We start from the raw sequence: 22,264 nt of genomic DNA, 5'->3' as shown, positions 1-22,264 counted from the left end.
GCCATTTCATCGCCATCCCGCCGAGCATACAGGCCTCGGAAGAACCAATGGTGTTGGTGCCAACGGCCTGACCGTTTTTCGGCGCAGGCGCGTGCCACAGATCAGCAACCATGTTTACGCAACGCAGATCAATTGCTGCGGACTGCGGATATTCTTCTTTATCGATCCAGTTTTTATTGATCGACAGATCCATCAGCTTATGAACATTTTCATCGTCCCAGGTCTGACAAAATGTGGCGAGGTTTTGTCGGGCATTGCCATCCAGGTATAATTCATCATTGATAATCTGGAAGGCGATATCATCGCGCATTTCATGCAGCGGAAAACGTTTCGATTCCGCGATAGTGGAAATTGCCTTTGCGCCAAAACGTGAATCGAGTAGTTCAGACCTTAAATCCGTTACTTGCTTCTTATCCATTTCAAACTCCTTAAAATGATTGGAACGCATTAAAAAAAGTAGGATTTATTGATAAAGTAAGCAAGCGTAAAGGCCTCGGTTTCAAATAACAAAATCCTAATTTTATTTTGTTGTTTGAAAATGGATTTTTTATTTTGACAAGTAAAAACAATAAGATAGGAAGATAATCAATGATAATATCACTCTTTTTATTGTTATTTTAGTCCGTTCTCTTACCCTCCGAAATTATCACATAAAAATTGGCCTTTAAAATATCATTATTAGTTCGCGGTTAATTTTTTGAAAAACTTTCAAAGGTTGTCAAACAAACACATTAATTATACAGAATACCCCGCCAACAAAGTTGGCGGGGGTAAGTTATTATTTTGGCAGCAATACTCCAGTGTAGGTATTCGCGGGTTTACTCAGATATTCTTTAACTGTAGCATTAACATTTTCCACAGTCATATTCTTTAACACTTTCTCCTGCGTCATCCACACAGCAGGATCATCATATTGAATAATACTATTCACAATAGTGTTCGCTAATTGCTGAACGCTATTTTGCTGAATATCGAGGCTGCGTTGAATATTTTGCTGATATTCGTCCAGCTCTTGCTGACTGATCCCTTTAGTCAGACGTTTAGTCATTACCTCATTCGCCAATGTTAACAGTTCGCTATGACGTTCAGGTTGACAGGTGAAAGCCAGCAAATGGCTGATATCTTTGGCCTTAGGATCAACAGAGAGACGAGAAGAAACGCTGTATGCTCCGGATGCCTGTTCACGAATATTTATCCGCAGATCTTTTGCCAATGCGACGTTGAATGCATCCAGTGCCATGCGTGTCGCCAGGTTAATAGGTGTCCGGGGATCATACCGCGTCCACTGTGAAACTTGTGCTACAGGTTCATTTTGTTCTTTTACAGTAACAGCCGCGTTATCCGTCGCGCGGGTTAATGGTTTACCTGCTGCCAATGCTGAATCAGAACGTTTGATTGATCCTAAGTAACGCGTAATTAACGGCAGGAGTTTGTCTTCTGCCACATTACCGACAATCACAAAAGTGATATCTGCTGGGGAAGAAAACAACTGACGATCGGCAGCCAATGCGTCTGCGGCAGAAAACTGTGCAATCTGTTTTTCTTGCAGTAATTTCGTGCGCTCATCGGCATAGCGTGTTTCGTACATCTGCTGAGCGAATTTCTCTGCCGGGCGTTGATCGAGCGTTCTCAACGCTTGAATTTGAGCATTTTGTAACGATGACCAAATGTTGTCGTTAATTGTGCTGCGGGTGATCCGCTGGTTAATTAACTGAAAACCGGGTTCAGGATTATTAGCCCGTGCGCTAACAGACAGTAGTGTATTCAAGCCACTGACTTTACTGCTCATGGTCACTGAGTTTTCTGCGCTCCAGCGTTTCAGGCTGGAAGAGGAGAGATCGCCAACTCCGCTACCGCTAACGGCTTTATTTGCCAGCGCAATAAGTGATTTTTGTTCCGCAGGAAAACTCAAATCGCCTTTATCAGAGACGGCAATAATTTGCAGCTTTTCTTCTTCGCCCGTAGATTTTGCCAGAATGACGTTTGCGCCATTAGAAAGGGTCAGTGACGTCAGATTTTCAGCCAGTCTTTTTTGGCTGGTTATTTTTGCTTGCGGATCAGCGTTTACCGTTAAAGATAAATTTCTGCCAGGGAAGACATAAGCCGCCAGTTTTTTGTTGGCATATTCATTTTCCAGCGCCGTAATGGCTGCAGGAGATAATGCATTTTGGGCTGCAGTATCATTGTTGACCATTTGTTCCCAAAATGTGTCCTGGTTCTTTCTTAATTGCTGCCATTTTTTCGCCAGGCTTTGCACGGTAATTTGTGGCCACAGGCGTTTAGAAAGCTGGTATGTCTCTTCCGGTGAAAGGAATGGCGTATTATTTAACGAGCTGGATGCCAGGCGGCTGGTCAGCATCCGCAGATCGCGTTCAGCCTGTTGCTCAGCCGCATTTTTCAGCCAGGTCAGACGGGTGGCTTTTACATCATCAAGCTCTGCAACGGAAAAACCATGTTGGTCGATAGTTGCCAGTTCTGCCATTAATGCATTCGCAGCATCCTGCATATTATCGTCCCGCGCATTTACACGGAAAAACAGCGACTGATAATCAGGCGCAATTTTAATACTGCGCGCGGTGCCACCGGAAATAGTCTTCAACTCACCGGACTGGATCCGTTCCAGCAATCGCTGATTAAACAACTGAACCAACATGCTCCATTCTGCCTGTTCGACAAAGCTTTGTTCATCGGTCACCTGAACCATTGGCATGCGATAATAGAGTGCGATACCGTTCACCCGATTTTCTTTATCATTAATGATATTAAAGCGCCGGCGGTTTTCTGCTTCCGTTGGCCATACGCGATTTTCAGCCGCTTTGTTTGCCGGAAGTTTACCTAAATTTTCCTTTATCAACGCCAGCGCTTCTTTACTGTCGATATCACCAACGACGATAAAGGTCATATTATTCGGCTGATACCAGCGTTGATAAAATTGGCGCAGTTGTTCCGGCGCGACCGTTGCGACAATATCCATCAAACCGATCGGTTCACGGTCTAAATTGCGTGTATTTGCCAACAGGAAAGGGCGACGCGCCTGAGATGTGCGCCATTTAACATCCTGATGCGCGCGCCATTCCTCGGTAATTACGCCACGTTCAGCGTCTACTTCGTGTTTTTCAAAGGTGGCGGCATTGCTCCATTCACTGAAGATTGCCATCACTTTTTGCAAATTTTGTTTCTGCGTTGTTGGCAAACTTACCTGATACACCGTTTCGTCATAGCTGGTATAGGCATTAACATCGCGGCCAAAACGCAGCCCCATCGATTCAAAAGTTTCGATGACTTTATTACCAGGCCAGCTTTTTGTACCGTTAAACATCATATGCTCAACAAAATGCGCCACGCCGCGCTCGTTGTCCTCTTCCTGCAATGAACCGGTATGAATTTGCAGCCACAAATTCACTTGATCCTTAGGGTGTGAATGTGGATAGATCATATATCGCAAGCCATTTTCCAGTTGCCCGGTAATTAACTTGTCATCCTGTGGTAATGCCGCGGCAATAAGTCGTCCAGGAAGCAACAACAGTGTTGCCACTAAAGTCAGTAAGAAACAGAGGTTTCTCATAATCATCTCCATGCGAAAACCAGGTGAATTTACCCGGTAAAGTAAAATCCGAAGTTTTAAAATTTCATGCTGACATCAAGCCAGAAAGTACGACCGCTGGCGTAAGTCGCCACACCGGCGGTTGTTGTATCAACAGCGGTTTTGCTATCCAGCACATTCAGAATGTCGGCGCTAATCGTCAGGTTTTGCTGCTTAAGAAATTGGGGTGTCCAGGATAAACGGGTATCCCAGGTCAGGCTGTTATCCAGTTTCTCGTCAACGTACTGCTTGTAATCTGAATATTCGCTGATGTATTGCGCGTTCGTCTTACTCAGAATGATGCGAGCTTTGCGTGCTTCTTGCCAGGCCAGTGTATTCGCCCACACCAGTCCGCTTGGTTGATGAGTGAAATCCATATTTAAGGAAATCTTTAACGGGTTATTAAAATCCGCCACCGGGACGCTGTCATAAGAGACAAGTTTACCGTTGTAAACTACCTTGTTATCATCGGTATTGCTCTCTTCATAACCATTATTCAATGACAAATTGCCTTTGCTCTTGATATAGCTGAAGACAATTTGCGGATTAATAGCCACCAGGCTGACATGCAGAGGTTCTGTCAGTTCAAAACTCACGTTGAACGAATGGGTTTTAGTTTTACCGTCATTGTTATACTCAGTAATCGTTGTTTTCGTTGTGCTGTCGGTACGACTACTTTTACTGATTTGATCATGCGCCTCACGGTAAACATAGTTTGCCCGCGCAATAACGTTATTACCGATCTTTTGCTGCAAACCTATTGCCAGTTCGTCATTATAGGGTGTTTTCAAATCCTGATAACGGGTGAGCGTTTTATTTCCTGAAATTGATTCTGTCCAACTATTACGGATGTCTCGTAACCCCATATCGAGAATATTTCCGCCATAATAGCGGTTATATCCGGCGGTAATTATTGAGGTTTGATCAGCGAAAATATCCCATTCCGTCATAAAGCGGGGAGAGATATTGTGGTTTGACAGGTAGTTGTCATAGTCATAACGCACGCCAGGCATCAGCGACACATTGCGCCAGCTAATACGGTCCGCGATGTACAGCGTGTAGTTGTCAATTCCAAGGCTACCTTTACCTTTATGGTAAATGGTATGGTTAGTTTTCTTTCCTGCGGCATTAATTACATAAGATTCAGACTGATTATGGCGTTCCGTCCATGCATCGGAATAGATGTATTCCGCACCGAAGTAAGGCTGATGCGAGAAATTGCCCACTTCAACTTTTTGCCAGTCAAGTCGTGTTTTGAAGGTGTAATTATCAACAGCCTGCGAAATATGCCCCAGCCCGCCGCGGGTGCAACGTCCTGTAATATCACCATATGTGCATGAGAGTTCGGTGTACCAAATGCCATGGTCGTGACGGGTATAGTCACTGATATGATCCCAGCCGACAGTGGTATGCAGTTTGGCCCATACGAGTTGTGTGTCCATATCCCATGCCAGGCCATAAGATTTGTTGCCCATTTCGCGGTCAGACTCGGGGAAGGTGCTGGTATTATAATCCCGGCGAGAACCGGTATATTTAAAGGTTAAATCGTGGGTAAAACGCTCACTGGCAAACCAGGTAAATTTACTTAATGCTGTATCGATAACGTTTTTATACTGCGCCCGACCTGCAACAATACCGTCATTCGAAACATAATCTGCGCGGATAATGTCAGACTGGCGGCGGGAGAAACCAGCAGTCACGCCAAAGTTATCAGTGAGTTCCTGATTAAATGACAAGGTGTAAAAGTTCTTTTTAAAGTCGGGAGAATAATAAGTACTTCCTGAAGACCCCTGGTTAAATGCATTCTTGTTATTCTCATCGATATGAGACGTTAACCAGTCCGAACGCGTTGTGCGATAACTCAGCTTTACGCTGTCATCATCAGCATTAAAGCGTTTGATCTTTGCATCTATCACCCCACCATTAAAGTGACCAAATTCAACCGGAACAAAACTGTCATAAAGCGTGACATTGTCCAGTAAGCTGACATCAAGATAATAACCCTGTGACATCCCGCTAATATTGGTTGCACTGCTGGCATCCGATTCATTCGCCGGGTTCAGGTTATTGGTGGCGCTAATACCATCAATCAAATAGGCATTCTGGTAGGGCGATGCACCGTGAATGGATATTTTCTCCGGGCGGATCTCCCCCTGATTCAACGAGGTGCTTTGCGTTGAATCCATACGCACCGCTGGGTTTGTTTTTAATAAATCGCTGATATTGCCATTACCTGTCGGTAAACGCTCGATGCTTTCACTGGTGTAATGCGTGTTACCGTTTACGGGCACAGGGACAGGGGCATAGACTGTCATCTCTTCAAAAACAGGCATATACTTGTCTTTGTCGTCGACGGCCTGCGCCATATCAGCGCCAGCGCCACATAAAATGACGCCAGAAATAAGAACTCGCTTCATTTATTTTTATCTCCGTATAGCAGGGCATTTATCGTTTTTATAAAACCGCGCTAATGTCACAAATATCATCCGCCAGATCCCAAACACCAGGCTGATGGGTCACCATAATCACACCGCTTTCAGGTAATTTTTCGCGCACTAAACGCAGTAAACGGATAGCCTCTTGCTCCTCCAGATGTGACGTTGTTTCGTCGAGAAATATCCATTTCGGACGTCGTAAAATTAACCGAGCCAGCGCAATACGTTGTTTTTCGCCGCTGGAAAGAATATCTCCCCAACGATCGTGGTTATTAATGCGCGTAGCCAATTTACCCAGCCCAACCTGATGCAACACCTCGCTCAACGGCTCATCGTCTATAGGGTGCGGAAGTGCTTTACAAATGTTCTCTTTCAGTAAGCCGGTTTTGATTAACGGCGTTTGTGACACATACCAACTGTCTGCAGGAGAAGAAATATCACCTTTAAACCACGGCCAGCAGTGGGATAATGTTTTAAGCAGCGTTGTTTTTCCCGCACCAGAGTATCCTTTCAGCAGTAGCCATTTACCTGGAGAAACATGAAAGTTCAGGTTTTCTAATATGACTTTATTATCGGGGGTACGGATACTGGCATCAGCAACTAGAACGGCATGATCGCAATTTTTGGGTTTATTTGTCGGGCGCTGTTCAGTAAGTTGATGAAATTCATACAACCGATCGATAACCGCTGCCAGCTCTGCAAGTTCATCGTATTTATAAATAAACCAACTCAGATTGTTGGATACCAACATAAATGCCTGACGTGATTTCATCAGCCCACCTAAATTGATCTGCCCGCTGATAAACTGCGGTAGCAATAGAAAGTAGGGGAGAACACTAAGCGAGCGTGAATAAACATTCTGCCAATAGTCAAGCCAACGCTGACGATTCATTAAACGGTGCCAGTTGTCTTTTATTGTATGAAAGTTGTCGCTCAACTCCTGACGTTGCAGCGTTTCAGCATTGCTTAATGCAATTAACTCCGCTTGCTTATTATGCTGCACAAGGTTAGTTCGAAAAGTCGCTTCGCTACGTTGCTTCTCCACATTAAGCGGGCGGATACGTTTACCCACTTTATGGGTAAACAACGTGCCACCAATAACAATGAGCACGACGGTATAAACCATATAACCCTGGATATTCCACTCCGTTCCACCAACCGTGAATGAGAGTGTCCCCGCGCTTTGCCACAGAATAACGGTGAAGGTAATCAGCATACTCAGTGACTGAATGAATCCGAATGAAAGGCTAAGTGTTTTGCTGATCAATAGAAGGATATCTTCAGCGATACGTTGGTCAGGATTATCGGTATTCTTATCCTCGCCGTAGATCTGTGTGAAGTAGTAGTTTTTATCTGTAAACCAACGATTGAGGTAGTAATCTGTTAACCATTCGCGCCAGCGAATAGTCAGTAGTTTAATTAACCATGTTTTGTTAACGGATATTAATACGAAGATCCCCAGCAGAGCAGGAAACCACAGGACAAGCTGCCAAAGTTTATCGGTTTCTTTCTGGCTTAGCGCATTGAAAAAATCATTGTTCCAGTCATTCAACCAGACCTGAATTTTAACCACGCCAAGGATCATGGCGAGGATAATAATGATTAATAATACTGAAGTTTTATTATTCTTACGTAGCCAAAAAGGCTTCAGCAAGCAGAGGTACTTTGCAATTAGCATACAAATGGTAATGGGAACAATTATCATTAACGAAATTTGATTGTGCCACCCAATGATTGGCTATAGCAATGATTTACTGATGAAATTTACTTAAGTGTCTGTAACTATATGATATATATTGATAATTATTGTTGTGCTGGTTACTTTCATGCCCTTGATTATCAAGAGTATTGCAAAAGCATGTCTGAAGACGCTCCTCCAGAACAACAGATAATGATGGCTGAAACCCCCGGCCTGAGTCTGTGCCGGGTGTTCTGCTGAAGTCGTAAGAAGGATGATATGACCGGAGTGAATGCAGGAGTATTATTTATTACTCTCCATTCGTTTTGCGACATCCATAATGTGATAAAGGGGGACTTTATTTTTAGCGAGTTCAACCATTGCATTCATATATGGCACCATAGTTGTAAATAGGATTTTATAACCTTCACAGAAGTACGATACTACCTCATTATTCACTTTTGTGATGCGATGTTTAGGACAACCACCATTACAAATTGGCTTGTAAACACATTGCTGGCATTTTTTTGATATCAACTTTTTTTGTGCAGTCAACTGCACGCTTTTCATCGTTTTTAGTGCAGCGTTATTGATGTTGCCAATTTTATATTGCGGGTAGACAAAATGATCGCATTCATAAATATCACCATTACTTTCCACTACCAGATTGTCTTTACATGACTCCTGGAAAATACAGCTAGTATGCCCATTTCCCAGAAAACGGCTGACAAAACTTTCAAACTGGCGGATGAATATTTCACCAACATCATTTTTAACCCACTGCATAAAAATAGCTGACATAAACTTGCCATAGGCGGTGGGTGGAACAGAAAAATCGATGATACTGAACGTATTCTCACCATTGCCCGTAAAATCTACATTCGGTGTCCCCGTCTCCAGTAGTTCTATAAACTGCATATGCTTACTACCGATAGATTTTAAAAAGTTATAAACCTCAAGAGGATGTTGGACGTTAATATTGTTAATGACAGTTAGCGTATTAAACTCAACCTTATACTTCTTCAGACGATCAATTGCCGTCATGACTTTTTCAAATGTCCCATTACCAGAATTACTGCGTCTGTAACGATCATGTAATTCTTGCGGGCCATCAATTGAAATACCGACCAGAAACTTATGCTCTTTGAGAAAGGCGCACCATTCATTATTCAATAAAATACCATTGGTTTGTAACGCATTATGAATACCTTTTCCCCCAGCATAGCGTTGTTGGTAGTGAATAACCTTACGAAAAAAATCAAGACCCGCGAGAGTAGGTTCGCCGCCTTGCCAAGTAAAATAGACCTGATCACCTGAGGCAGCAATGTATTGTTTAATGAACTCTTTCAGAGTGCTGTCATCCATCCATTTTTCATGACTAAATTGCGACTCTTTTTCAAGATAAAAACAGTAATCACATTTGAGATTACATTGAAAACTGGAGGGCTTGGCTGTCACGTGCATTGCTATCTCACTCAATAAGGCGGCGGAAAATCTCCGCCGCATAAGGGGTTAGTTATTTGGCATCGCTAAGTGCTTTCTTAATATTGTTAAACTTCTCCTGATTCACCTGACTAAGCGGCGGTTGGCTGCTGTTGATAAACTCGCTTACCACACCTTGCATCTCTTTAACAACTTGTGGTTTAGCAGCAGCGAGATTCTCTTTTTGTTGTAGATCGGTGAGTTTGTACAAACCTAACTGGTTATTTTCCACGGTATAGACAAGAGAGTAATCATTATTTCTCACCGTATAAGAGAACTGGCTTAAGTCCTCGGTATTCGGATTGTGAGGATAATCATCTGACTCATGGCGGACAAATTTATGGTAATTATCCCAGAATGGAATATTTTCCTCATCAAACCAGTGAGAGTAGGACGTTACCCAGGTCAGGTTTTTATGGGGTTCGCCTTGCTTCTTATCTTGCAACCACGGGAGTAATGAAACGCCGTCCAGTTTAAGATCTTTTGGAATGTTGATATCGGCAGCATCCAGAGCAGTAGGGTAGAAATCCATAGCAGAAATTAACTTGTCATAATTTCCTGGCTGAAGTTTTCCTTTCCACCACATGAACATCGGCGTATGCGTTCCGCCAGGATAAGTCTGACTCTTATAGCCTTTTTGCGCACCATTTAGCGGTAGTGGGCCATCGATGACCGCACCATTATCAGACGTAAAGAGAATAATGGTGTTGTCGTACTGACCATTTTTCTTCAACTGTTCGAGAATCCGTTTTACACCTTGATCGACGGAGTAAACCGATGCGTAGTAATTATCTGCAGTTTGGCTACCGGTATTGAATTGCTTCTGATATTGCTCCGGTGCTGGATTGTCATTCGGCAGATGCGGCGCGTTATAAGCCAGATAAAGCATAAATGGTTGGTCGAGTGCTTTAGCCCGGTCAACAACACCAATTGCTTCGTCCGTTAACTGATCGCTGATATAACCCTTTGCAGGTACGCGTTCACGATTTTTGAACAGCGAAGGTGAGTTGTAATAGGCTGTTCCCGCTGCATGGAACCCCATAAAGTAATCGAAGCCGCGGTTTTGTGGTTGCCATTCTTCCGCGGAGAATGTGGTGAAGTTGTCATGATAGTCACGGGTTTGTTTATCTTCCGGAACCGGGACATTACTGATTTTAGACAGATGCCATTTACCCACAGCCGCGGTGTAATAGCCATGATTCTGGAATAATTCGGGCAGGAAAGTTTCGGTCAGGGGAATACCATCCTGAGCATCGGTATTGGAGTAAACACCAAAACGGGCAGGCGCTCGGCCCGTCATAATTGCAGCACGGGATGGACCAGAAACACCGTGAGCGACATAACCATTAGTAAAACGTACACCTTCATCCATTAAAGAAAGAAGAGTTGGCGTTGATTTTTGAGCCGCTTCGATGGCTTTATCAATACCTATTTTGTAGGTATTGACAACTTCCCTGTTTTCCATTGTTTTTGGATCAAAAGACCCTTTATCAAACGGTAGTTGTCCATACCCAAGATCATCCATGGTCAGTACGATAATATTCGGCTTTCCTTCGGTACTGTATTCAGTCGGCGTAAAATCCGAAAAAGCCACGTTAGTTTTTGTTGCTTTCAGTTTTACATCTTCTGCTGCATGAGCCGCGAATCCGGCCATACCTGATGCCAGTATTAAGGATATGGATGTGCTCACAACACTTTTTTTTAGTGCAGACGTCATAAAATTTCCTCTTTTTATTGTACTTAATTCCAAAGTAATTTTACGAAGAAAAATAAGTGAATGTAAGTGAAGTAAGTCACATTAAGGGACAGTAGATTTGACTAAAAATAAGCAAACTAAAGGCCATAATTGGTTGACAAATGAAAGATGTTAACTAAGTAAATTCTGATCACCAAATAACTATCATCTTGAAAAGATTAGATATTTTTTGGTGTTGATCGCAATACAAACATTATTGCTTCATATTTTTTATTGCAACTTTCCACTCCGGTGCATAAAGTTGTGATGTTCATCACAATATAAACTGATGCGTCGGGAAGATAAAAAGAGGGGCGCTTATAGATACTTTATTAATTAAGCGTTCTAATGCATGCTTTTATTTTATAATTTAAATGTTCTTGCTATTTTATCTCCTTATCACTGTGAAATATATTTCTATCAATAAAAGCCAAATTAGCTCTACCACAAAAAATATTTCATCTCACGCTGTTTAAATAATGAAGTTGCTTTGATTTTTTAGCAAAAAATAGAACGTAAGAATCTATTTTACGGCTTGCACAAAAAGCTAAATTTGCACTCACAAACAAAAATATAATCCCGGCCCTGTCATCCGGCGAGTAGTCGCAACCACTGAATATTCAGGGTGACGATGCGCTTTCTTTCATAAAGGTATTTCCTTTTCTGCGGAAAAGGAAACCGGGAAATACCCGGTTTTTCTGACAAGCAAACGTTTTATTTGCGTTTGCTTATGTTCGTTAATTCGTTCATCAGGAAATTATCTCAATGTCACGTTTAAAAAAGGCTTATAAACAACCACGTTTTCGTTATTCAGCCCTGGCCCACTGCGTGGCGTGGGCAAACATCTCTATTCAGGTTCTTTTCCCACTGGCTGTTACCTTTACACCGACAATGACGGCGCGAGCGCATAATGCGGCTCTGCCACGTCTAAGTACGGAAAATACTGCGGTTGCTACTGACAATAATGCAGACAAAAACATCGCGTCGTTTGCCGCGAATGCCGGTAAAAACTCGATACGGATAGCATTCGCGAGCGTCGGGTACTGGCAGGCAGCCGCTATGATCTGGTTGAACGTAATAACAATATCGTTCTTGAGTATCGCAAAGCTGAGGTGATCCGTATTGCCTTGCCAGACCGTATTGAAGGTAAGGGCGGGCAGACGGTGTCTCTTGGCCTCGTGGTCAGCAAAGCAACTCACGGCCTGAAAAATGTGCAATGGGAAGCGCCGTCTTTGCTGGCCGCAGGCGGTAAAATTACCGGTCAGGGTAACCAGTGGCAAGTGACGCTCCCGGCTTATCGTGCAGGCAAAGACAATTATTACGCGATCTCTGCGGTCGCATACGATAACAAAGGCAATGCCTCGAAACGCGTGCAGACAGCGGTGGTCATTACCGGAGCGGGTATGAGCGCCGATCGTACTACGTTAACGCTTGATGGCCAGAGCCGTATCCAAATGCTTGCTAACGGGAGTGCGCAAAAGCCGCTGGTTCTGTCTCTGCGAGACGCCGAGGGACAGCCAATCACGGGCATGAAAGATCAGATCAAAACTGAACTGACGTTTAAACCTGCCGGAAACATCGTAACGCGGGCCCTTAAGTCCGCTAAATCACAGGCACAGCCAACACTGGGTGAGATCACCGAAACAGAAGCCGGGGTGTACAAGTCTGTCTTCACCACCGGTACGCAATCAGGTGAAGCAACCATTACTGTGAGCGTTGATGGCATGAGCAAAACCGTCACGGCTGAACTGCGTGCCACTATGATGGATGTGACAAAATCGACTCTGAGTGTGAATGAGACGTCAGGTGATGTGATTGCCGATGGTCAGAAATCTTACACGTTGACGCTTACTGCGGTGGATACCGATGGCAACCCGGTGGAGGGAGAAGCCAGCCGTTTGCGCTTTGTTCCACAGGACAACAGCGGTGTTACCATTGGCACCATTTCGGAGATAAAGCCGGGGGTCTACAGCGCCACGGTTTCTTCGACCCGTGCCGGAAACATTGTTGTGCGTGCCTTTAGCGAGCAGTATCAGTTGGGCACGTTACAACAAACGCTGAAGTTTGTTGCCGGACCGCTTGATGCAGCGCGCTCAACCATCACTCTGAACCCGGATAAACCGGTGGTTGGCGGCACGCTTGCGGTAACCTGGGCGGCAAAAGATGCCTATGACAACCCAGTGACCGGCCTTACTCCAGATACACCGTCATTAACGGGTGCAGCCGCTGCGGGTTCTTCAGTCTCAGGCTGGACGGATAATGGCGACGGGACGTGGATCGCGCAAATTTCTCTGGGTACTACGGCGGGTGAATTAATTGTTATGCCGAAGATCAACGGTCAGGATGCAGCAGCTAATGCGGCTAAAGTGACTGTGGTAGCTGATGCTTTATCTTCAGGCCAGTCGAAAGTATCCGTTGCAGCGGATCGCATTAAAGCAGGGGAAAGCACGACAGTGACGCTTGTGGCAAAAGATGCGCATGGTAACGCTATCAGCGGTCTTTCCCTGTCAGCAAGTCTGACGGGTGCCGCGTCTGAAGGAGCGACCGTTTCCAGTTGGACTGAGAAAAGCGACGGTTCCTATGTTGCTACGCTGACTACCGGCGGAAAGACGGGTGATCTTCACATCATGCCGCTATTCAACGGCCAGCCAGCAGCCACCGACGCTGCGCAGTTGACCGTTGTTGCGGGGGATATGTCAGTAGCCAACAACACGCTTGTTGCAGGTAATGAGACCCCAACGGTCAAGGCGACGACAGAACTCACCTTCACCGCGAAGGATGCGTATGGGAACCCTGTTAGTGACCTGAAGCTCGATGCACCACTGTTTAGCGGTGCCGCCAACACGGGGACAGAGCGTCCTTCAGCAGGAAACTGGACAGAGAAAAGTAATGGGGTCTACGTGGCGACCTTAACTCTGGGATCTGCCGCTGGTAAGTTGTCTGTGATGCCACGAGTGAATGGCCAAAATGCCGTTGCTCAGCCACTGGTGCTGAATGTTGCAGGCGACGCTTCCCAGGCAGTGATCAGTGATATGGCAGTGAAGGTTAATAACCAACTGGCTAATGGACAGTCTGCTAACCAGGTAACCCTGACTGTCGTGGATAACTATGGCAACCCGTTACAGGGGCAAAATGTAACGCTGACTTTACCGCAGGGTGTGACCAGCAAGACAGGGAATACGGTAACAACCAATACGGCAGGTAAAGCCGATATTGAGCTGATGTCAACGGTTGCCGGGGAACACAATATTACCGCTTCGGTGAATGGTGCCCAGAAGACGGTCACGGTGAAATTCACCGCGGATTTCAGTACCGGTCAGGCGAGCCTGCAGGTTGATGCCTCTGCTCCAAAAGTGGCAAACGGCAATGATGCCTTTACGCTGACGGCAACGGTTAAGGATCAATACGGCAACCTTGCTCCTGGAGCTCTGGTCGTCTTTAATCTGCCTCGGGGCGTCAAACCGCTTGCAGACGGTAATATCATGGTAAACGCCAACGAGGAGGGTAAAGCGGAACTGAAAGTGGTTTCCGTGACTGCCGGAACGTATGCGATCACGGCGTCGGCAGGAAATGACCAGCCTTCGGAAGCGCAGACTATAACGTTTGTGGCCGATAAGGATACCGCAACCGTCTCCGGTATTGAGGTGATTGGCAACTATGCACTGGCGAACGGCAAAGCCAAACAGACGTATAAAGTTAAGGTGACTGATGCCAATAACAACCTGTTGAAAGATAGCGACGTGACGCTGACTGCCAACTCAGAAAATTTAGTTCTGGATCCGAATGGCATAGTGAAGACCGATGAACAGGGACTGGCTGTTTTCACCGGCTCTACCACTATTGCAGCGACATATACACTCACGGCGAAAGTGAATCAGGCCAACGGTCAGGTATCGACAAAAACTGCCGAATCTAAATTCGTCGTGGATGATAAAAACGCGGAGCTTGTCGCATCATCTGATGTGGAATCTCTGGTGGCGGACGGCAAGACTACCGCAACACTGACGGTTACCCTAATGGAGGGAGTCAATCCCGTAGGAGGAACTATGTGGGTCGACATTCAGGCTCCGGAAGGCGTGGCAGAGACGGATTATCAATTCCTGCCGTCGAAGACCGATCATTTCTCAAGAGGGAAAATCACGCGCACATTTAGTACCAGCAAGCCAGGTAAATACACATTCACATTCAATTCTCTGACATATGGAGGGTATGAAATGAAACCAGTGACGGTGACAATTAACGCTGTGGAGAAATAAAAGCGATGATGTAATAAACAATAATGGCGTTGACACACACAACGCCATTATTTACTGAACACCTACCCTGATACTGATCAGACAGTAGCAGGGTAGGGTAATCCTCAATGAGATATAGATGCAGGCTAAGCCGGGCGAACGGGGATAAAAATTTCGCAAACAACATAGTTGTTATTCTTTTCTACAAAAGTTTCATTGCAGTAAAAACGTTTGATTTAACATAATATACATTATGCGAACCAAGGTTGTAAGGGCTCAATGCTAATGTCTATTTGTGGCTAATTTTAGGAATGTCCAGGCTATAGTTTTCAGACCTGTATGTCTAGACAACGACTCGCTTTTTCCTGATGAGGAGTTTTCTGTGGCTATACATGACGCCGGGATGTTCACCGTGAAAGAAATCAACCGCCTCAAAATCCTTCAGGATGTCATTGAACGTAACCTGCGTCCTGGCCAGGCGGCCGAGATACTCGGAATCACGCCACGCCATTGCAGCCGTCTGCTGAAGCGTTATCGCCAGTCCGGGCCGCTTGGTATGAACAATCAGAGTCGCGGTCGCACTGGCAACCGTCTGTTGCCCAAATCACTGACTGACCTGGCACTGAGTATTATCCGGGAACGCTACCGCGATTTTGGACCCACGCTGGCCCGGGAAAAACTGGAGGAAGTTCACGGTCTGGTCCTGGGCAAGGAAACCATCAGACGCCTTATGATAAAAGCCGGACTCTGGATCCCCCGAAGACAACGCGCACCGAAAATTCATCAGCCCCGTTACCGGCGGCCCTGTACTGGCGAGCTGATACAGATTGACGGCTGTGACCATCACTGGTTTGAAAACCGGGGTCGGCCCTGTACGGCACTGGTCTATGTCGACGATGCCACCAGTCGTCTGATGCACCTGCTGTTTGTGAAATCTGAGTCCACCTTTACCTATTTTGAAGCGACCCGTGGCTATATCGAGAAATACGGTAAACCCATGATCCTTTACAGCGATAAAGCGAGTGTCTTCCGGGTCAATAATAAACATGCCACCACCGGTCCCGGTGAAACGCAGTTTGCCCGGGCCATGCGCTGCCTTAACATCACCCCTTTGTGCGCGGAAACCAGCCAGGCCAAGGGGCGCGTGGAACGTGCTCATCTGACACTTCAGGACCGACTGGTTAAGGAGCTCAGGCTTAAAGGGATCAGTACGATAGAAGCTGCGAATGCATTTGCTGAAGAATACATGGCAGATTATAACCGGCGCTTTGCCAAAGCCCCCCTGCATGATTTTAACGCGCACCGGCCGCTGGCATTAGACGATGACCTGGATGCGGAATTTACCTGGCGAGAGCCACGGCGGGTGTCAAAAAAACTGACCGTACAGTATGACAAAATGCTCTATCTGATTGAGGACAGCGAATACAGTAGAAGCGCCATCGGCAAGTATATTGATGTCTGGCACTATCCTGACGGACATAAGGAACTGAGACTGAATGGCGTGCTACTGCCCTACTCCACCTACGACCGATTGTCTGAAGTCGATCCTGTCGCGATTGTTGATAACAAAAGACTGGGCCATGTACTGGATGTTGCCCGCCAGGTCCAGAAAAAAATATTGCATGTTAATATATTTATATGAAATGAATAAAAACAACAAGAGGGAGGCTTTATTTGTTTTAAATTGATTTTATGCGAAATTTACTCTTCCCTACCCCGCTCGGCTCTAATATTTTATTGATTAATAAATATGTCTGATGAATCTTGACCAGCACGTAGTCAATCACTTTTAGGTATCCTTGATTTAATGCGCGTGTTCGGTGGATTGATGACGTGAGGCGAATTCATCAATTTTATCTACACTTGGGTTAACGCGCTGACGGGAGTAAAAAAATGGCTGACTGGAACCCCTCTTTATATTTGCACTTCACCGCCGAACGGTCGCGACCAGCGGTAGAAATGCTTGCCAGAGTTCCTCTGGAAAACGTCCGGCAAATAGCCGATCTCGGCTGCGGCCCAGGCAACAGCACCGCCCTGCTACATCAACGTTGGCCAACGGTAAAAATTACTGGCATTGATTCGTCTCCGGCGATGATTGCTGAAGCGCGTGCAGTGTTGCCAGAATGTCAGTTTGTTGAAGCAGATATCCGCAATTGGCAACCGGATCACGCATTCGATCTGATTTTCGCCAACGCCTCGTTGCAATGGTTGCCTGATCATTACGAACTGTTTCCACATCTTGTGTCGTTACTCAATCCGCATGGCGTACTGGCGGTACAAATGCCGGACAACTGGCTGGAGCCGACACATGTATTAATGCGCGAAGTCGCCTGGGAGCAGCATTATCCGGATCGTGGACGCGAACCACTGGCAGGCGTTCATGCTTACTACGATATTCTGAGTGAAACCGCATGTGAGGTTGATATCTGGCGAACCACCTACTATCACCAGATGCCATCTCACCAAGCGATTATTGACTGGGTGACCGCCACCGGATTACGCCCGTGGTTGCAGGATCTGACTGAGAGTGAACAGCAGCATTTTCTTACGCGCTACCATCAGATGCTGGAAGAGCAGTATCCACTGCAGGAGGATGGTCAAATACTGCTGGCATTTCCGCGCTTGTTCATTGTTGCCCGGCGAACAGAGTAATTGTTACGTCAACTGGTAATGGCGGTCGGGAAGAATCTTCGGCGGGATCTCCGTTTCATCGTTCATCTGCAACAGGTCAATTTCAATAGCGTTGCAGATGGCATCCAGCGGTAAATCATTGTTTTCTGTACCGAACGGGTCTTCTAACTCTTCCGCCAGACAATCAAGCGAAATGAAGGTGTAGGAAATCAGTACTGAGATAAAAGGCGTCATGTAATGCAGATCCACGACCAGCGCGAACGGTAGCATGATGCAAAACAGGTAAACGGTACGATGCAAAATGAGTGTGTAAGCAAAAGGAATTGGTGTATATGCGATGCGCTCACATCCTGCCAGCACCGCAGAAATATCATTGAGCCGATCGTTCAGACTAATAAATAGAATGTCAGAAAGTTGCCCATTCCGGCGCTGAACAGCTAACCACTTCCCCATCATCAGCAAAATATGATTAGCTGGGGAGTTTGTAGCCTGCACCCGCTGAAGATCTTCTTCATTGAGGTAATGTGCCAGCACTTTTGCCTGTGGCAGTTTGCGTAATGTCATGCGTAAACAGTGAGCAAAGGCAATTTGTAGCCGGACAAACTCCTTTACGCTTGCTGAATCGGGCAACGTCGTTTTTACTTCACGCAATAATGACCGTGAGGCAATCATCAACTGTCCCCACAGTTTGCGCGCTTCAACATAACGAGCGTACCCCGCGTTATTACGAAACCCCAGAAAAATGGCGATAGCAACACCGAGAATGCTGAACGGCGCGAGGGTAAATTTGATGCCCAGATGCGTATACCAGGGCAGCATGAAAATAACCGCGATAGAAAAAAGAAAGTTGAGTAGCAAGCGCGAGGATATTTTGGATAATACTGAACCGTGCCAGACAAAAATACGGCGCAACCAGTGTTGTTGTGGGCGAACAATCATGATTATCTTCAAACATGGAAAAGTCGCCCTATTAAACGTGATTGCGATCACGTTCTCAAGTGTCAATTTACAAATTACCTACAAGACTACAACAATCACAGATGCGACATGTGGCACCTGGTTATGATAAGGGTATATAGGATGTTGTAACTAATAATGCATAATAACAAACCCGGCCGAAACCGGGTTCAGAGATTGCGCCGTTAATTGCCTGATGCGCTGCGCTTATCAGCGCCTCCAACTAGCTATGTGATTTCAGTTAGTTGGAAAAGTGCGGCTGGATGCAGCATAAATGTCTTATCCGGCTTACAAAATAATGCAATTATTAGCACAACGGACGTACAGCTTCGCGCATCCCTTTTTCCAGAATCGCATCCAGGTCATTGGCCACCTGCTCTACCAGACCAGGCACTTGCGTCAGATCCTGCTCCCAGTGGTCTTTTTCTGCCAACACAATAGCAACCAGCGCCTGGGTGTCGATGACACGATCACGATGCTGACTCCACAATTGCTGATAACACTCCAGCCAGTGAGCATCATCCTGCACCGGATAGGTTTCACCGTTACGCTCACCGCGATAGAATGCAATCAGTGCCGCTAACGCGAAAGTGAGACGAGCCGGGAGTTTACCATTCGCCTTCTGCCCTGCCAGCAACTGCGGCAGGATGCGGGTACGGAACTTGGTCATACCGTTGAGCGCAATGGACAGCAACTGATGCTTAATGTACGGGTTACGGAAACGCCCGGTGACTGCACTGGCGAAAGATTCCAGCTCATCTCGCGGCAGATCCAGTACCGGAATAATCTCTTCATAAATGGCTTTTTCAACGAATGCACAGATTTCTGCATCGTTCATCGCTTCGCCTACAGTATCCAACCCAGCCTGAAACGCCACCGGCACCAGCGCGGTGTGAGCACCATTAAGGATTGCTACTTTGCGCTCTTTATACGGTTTAATATCGTCAACAATCAGTACGTTGAGCGGATATTTATCCAGACGCAATTCAGACGCTAAGGATTTCGGTCCCTGAATCACAAACAGGTAAAAGTGTTCAGCGGTGTCGAGGAAACCATCGTGATAACCGAGTTCTTCTTCCAGTTTCGCTACTTCATCACGCGGATAACCGGTAACGATACGGTCCACCAGCGTAGAACAGAAGCTGTTAGCTTTATCCAGCCATTGAACAAACGCTTCCGGTAGCTGCCACTCTTGCGCATAACGCAGCACCAGTTCACGCAGCGCATCACCATTATAATCAATCAGTTCACACGGAATGATGATCCAACCTTTATCCAGCGCACCGTTGAAATGGCTAAAACGTTCGAACAGCAAACGCGTCAGTTTTGCCGGATAGCTTACCGCTGGCGCATCATCAAATTTGTCGCCTGCATGATAGCTGATGCCCGCTTCGGTGGTGTTAGAGAAGACGAAACGCATTTCCGGATTGTGCGCCAGCTTCAGGAATTCATCGTAGTCACCGTAGACGCTAATTTCACGGTTTACAGAACGAATCAAACGCGCATCGCTGACTGCTTCGCCCTTCTCATTCAGGCCACGAATAATGGTGGTGTACAAACCATCCTGAGTGCTAAGTGACGGCGGGAATGAAGTTTCAATCGGACGAACAACGACCACACCAGAATTCAGATCGGTGTGCTCATTCAGGAGATCAATTTGCCAGTCAACAAAGGCGCGCAGAAAGTTACCTTCACCAAACTGAATGATACGTTCTGGATACTGTGCACCGGGAAAATCGCGACGATTTAGTGTTTTCACAATGGGTTCCCTTTTGATTAGTCATACAACCTGCTTGAATTGGTATAACAGATTAGCAAACTTTAATACGCTGAACCCCTGTTTTGATCAACTCGTGGTGATTAATTAGCAGGTTTAAGAGAAAAATGTGGCGCAGATCATGGTTCTGACGGTATTTATTCAACCGCCAGAGTGGTAGAACACATTATTCTGAAACAGCGGAAAAACAATAAAGCTGTCAGACAACTTCCTCACCATAACGCATGGTGCTGGTGCGGTTACGCCCATCTTTTTTCGAGCGATAGAGACACGTATCAGCTTCAACCATCAATTTATTGAAGTCATCAGTTAGTGTGCTGTATGAAGCACATCCACTACCGACACCGATGCTGACCGTAAGATAGAGCGTCTTTTGTTGCCAGGTAAAAGGTTGAAGTTCGACAGCTTTGCGGATTTTCTCCGCTATCAATAGACCATCGACGGGATTCACTGAAGGTACAGCAACGGCAAACTCTTCTCCCCCCATCCGCGCCACCAGCCCTTTATCGCCCACAATTTTCTGAATATGCTGAGCAAATACGCTTAAGACTTTATCGCCACATTCATGACCATAGTTGTCGTTAATGCTTTTGAAATAGTCGATATCAAGCAGCATGACGGTCAGATGTTGTGTCTGTTGCAGCGATGGACTTTTCAGCGCCTCATAAAGACCGGATCGTGAGTACACCTGTGTCAGAAAATCAAAATCGGCACGCAGAGAAACTTGCTTCATCAGTGAATTAATCGCCGCCACGCTAAAGGAAACCATAATTGGGCAAATGGCCATCGTGGCAATGCCCAGACGAGCGGAAAACATTTGCGGAATCGAGAACGGCGAACCGACAGCGATATCAATCACCGAATTAGCCACCAGCACGATTTCTACCGCTCCGGTGATAAAGGTCAACAGACACGTAGCCTGTGGCGTATAGCGCACCGCACACCAGATTAATGCCGGCAGCGGAAATGCCAGACTCCCTGCACCGCCAATCGCCACTGAGGCAATGACCGACACGATCAGCGCAATGACAGGCATCATCTGCTCTGCTTTAAAACGCGGTAATACTCCCGGAATTGCCAGCGTCAGCATACAAGGAACAATCAACACGCCTGTTGAGAATTGTTCACTAAACCAGTCAGCAAGCAAAGGCCAGAAATCAAGACTATCAATACTGACCGAACCAATCGCGCCGACGATGGCACATAATAAAGCGGCAATCAGACAGTAATTAAATAACCGTAAGGCACTTACTGGTTCATATTTATTTTTCCCCAGACGCTTATCCCGTACCACCAACAGAGCAACGGTCACAATAAACATCATATTGGATAAATTAATAACCAGCGAGACCAGCCCCCATTCGGTGGTCATGGCATCATAAGCCAGCATTGCCACGTAACAGATAGCATAGTAATGCAGACGATTAAGCCAGACATAGCGGGCAAATACCCCTGCCATTACACCATTGAGCGGCCAGAAAAGAGAGAGTTCATGAACCAGGCGTAGCTCTGCACCAATAAAATAGAACAGCGTCGTTAGCGCAAAAATTGCAATGCTATTACGTAGCAGATGACCTTCCTGGAACAAACGGAAAGTGGATATGGGGTGTACATACATTAATTATCTGTCCATACAATTGCGGATGGCAATTATCTCAACGCAATAAGTAAATTCTCATAAAGGATAGCATGTTCGCTGACAGCGGCGACAAGGAAAGATATCAGTCAGATGATCTTTTAGCTTTTACCAC

General features: G+C 45.9%; 10 protein-coding genes and 3 pseudogenes. 3 read left to right on the top strand and 10 right to left on the bottom strand.

Annotation, left to right across the window (positions count from 1 at the left end):
• The 6 genes from C7B16_RS01685 to C7B16_RS01660 form a co-directional block, all read right to left on the bottom strand.
• On the bottom strand, positions 1-418 hold a 418-nt coding region (locus C7B16_RS01685; RefSeq protein ID WP_105269224.1), incomplete at its 3' end, for a pyridoxal-dependent decarboxylase.
• Positions 419-778: 360 nt separating this feature from the next.
• Positions 779-3,565, bottom strand: coding sequence for a M16 family metallopeptidase (locus tag C7B16_RS01680; RefSeq protein WP_181244183.1), 2,787 nt, complete (start codon positions 3,563-3,565; stop codon positions 779-781).
• 56 nt (positions 3,566-3,621) lie between these two features.
• Complete coding sequence (locus tag C7B16_RS01675; protein ID WP_107179289.1) at positions 3,622-6,000, bottom strand: TonB-dependent receptor plug domain-containing protein; 2,379 nt, start codon at positions 5,998-6,000, stop codon at positions 3,622-3,624.
• Positions 6,001-6,037: 37 nt separating this feature from the next.
• Positions 6,038-7,723, bottom strand: coding sequence for an ABC transporter ATP-binding protein/permease (locus C7B16_RS01670; RefSeq protein ID WP_010375887.1), 1,686 nt, complete (start codon positions 7,721-7,723; stop codon positions 6,038-6,040).
• Between the two features lie 276 nt (positions 7,724-7,999).
• The gene (locus tag C7B16_RS01665; RefSeq protein WP_000558514.1) at positions 8,000-9,160 is read right to left on the bottom strand and encodes an anaerobic sulfatase maturase; all 1,161 of its coding nucleotides are present in this window, start codon (positions 9,158-9,160) and stop codon (positions 8,000-8,002) included.
• Positions 9,161-9,212: 52 nt separating this feature from the next.
• Complete coding sequence (locus C7B16_RS01660; RefSeq protein ID WP_001516373.1) at positions 9,213-10,895, bottom strand: sulfatase-like hydrolase/transferase; 1,683 nt, start codon at positions 10,893-10,895, stop codon at positions 9,213-9,215.
• 783 nt (positions 10,896-11,678) lie between these two features.
• On the opposite strand from C7B16_RS01660, the pseudogene C7B16_RS01650 reads away from it, so the two are divergent.
• A pseudogene (locus tag C7B16_RS01650) lies at positions 11,679-15,169 on the top strand (invasin domain 3-containing protein).
• A gap of 125 nt (positions 15,170-15,294) precedes the next feature.
• Here C7B16_RS01650 and C7B16_RS01640 read toward each other — a convergent pair.
• Positions 15,295-15,384, bottom strand: a pseudogene (locus C7B16_RS01640) (AraC family transcriptional regulator); the annotation flags it as partial.
• Positions 15,385-15,530: 146 nt separating this feature from the next.
• Here C7B16_RS01640 and C7B16_RS01635 point away from each other — a divergent pair.
• Both C7B16_RS01635 and tam read left to right on the top strand, forming a co-directional pair.
• A pseudogene (locus C7B16_RS01635) lies at positions 15,531-16,763 on the top strand (ISNCY family transposase); the annotation flags it as partial.
• Between the two features lie 278 nt (positions 16,764-17,041).
• The gene (gene tam, locus C7B16_RS01630; protein WP_107179287.1) at positions 17,042-17,800 is read left to right on the top strand and encodes a trans-aconitate 2-methyltransferase; all 759 of its coding nucleotides are present in this window, start codon (positions 17,042-17,044) and stop codon (positions 17,798-17,800) included.
• A gap of 3 nt (positions 17,801-17,803) precedes the next feature.
• Here tam and C7B16_RS01625 read toward each other — a convergent pair whose 3' ends face one another.
• The 3 genes from C7B16_RS01625 to C7B16_RS01610 form a co-directional block, all read right to left on the bottom strand.
• The gene (locus tag C7B16_RS01625) at positions 17,804-18,718 is read right to left on the bottom strand and encodes a bestrophin family protein (RefSeq protein WP_001516366.1); all 915 of its coding nucleotides are present in this window, start codon (positions 18,716-18,718) and stop codon (positions 17,804-17,806) included.
• Between the two features lie 325 nt (positions 18,719-19,043).
• The gene (gene uxaB, locus C7B16_RS01615) at positions 19,044-20,495 is read right to left on the bottom strand and encodes a tagaturonate reductase (RefSeq protein ID WP_016248689.1); all 1,452 of its coding nucleotides are present in this window, start codon (positions 20,493-20,495) and stop codon (positions 19,044-19,046) included.
• Positions 20,496-20,712: 217 nt separating this feature from the next.
• Positions 20,713-22,131: a diguanylate cyclase gene (locus C7B16_RS01610; protein ID WP_016262002.1), complete on the bottom strand. Its 1,419-nt coding sequence runs from the start codon at positions 22,129-22,131 to the stop codon at positions 20,713-20,715.
• Between the last annotated feature and the right edge of the window lie 133 nt (positions 22,132-22,264).

It is taken from the genome of Escherichia sp. 20412-1 (assembly GCF_003027595.1).
Taxonomy (GTDB): Bacteria; Pseudomonadota; Gammaproteobacteria; order Enterobacterales; family Enterobacteriaceae; genus Escherichia; species Escherichia marmotae.
Note: the sequence above shows the minus strand (reverse complement) of the source record. Positions and strands in the feature narration are given on the sequence as shown.

Bases quoted from the DNA above. Each gene is read 5' to 3' on its own strand.
- C7B16_RS01680 (WP_181244183.1), bottom strand. From the start codon at position 3,565: ATGAGAAACCTCTGTTTCTTACTGACTTTAGTGGCAACACTGTTGTTG.
- C7B16_RS01675 (WP_107179289.1), bottom strand. From the start codon at position 6,000: ATGAAGCGAGTTCTTATTTCTGGCGTCATTTTATGTGGCGCTGGCGCT.
- C7B16_RS01670 (WP_010375887.1), bottom strand. From the start codon at position 7,723: ATGATAATTGTTCCCATTACCATTTGTATGCTAATTGCAAAGTACCTC.
- C7B16_RS01665 (WP_000558514.1), bottom strand. From the start codon at position 9,160: ATGCACGTGACAGCCAAGCCCTCCAGTTTTCAATGTAATCTCAAATGT.
- C7B16_RS01660 (WP_001516373.1), bottom strand. From the start codon at position 10,895: ATGACGTCTGCACTAAAAAAAAGTGTTGTGAGCACATCCATATCCTTA.
- tam (WP_107179287.1), top strand. From the start codon at position 17,042: ATGGCTGACTGGAACCCCTCTTTATATTTGCACTTCACCGCCGAACGG.
- C7B16_RS01625 (WP_001516366.1), bottom strand. From the start codon at position 18,718: ATGATTGTTCGCCCACAACAACACTGGTTGCGCCGTATTTTTGTCTGG.
- C7B16_RS01610 (WP_016262002.1), bottom strand. From the start codon at position 22,131: ATGTATGTACACCCCATATCCACTTTCCGTTTGTTCCAGGAAGGTCAT.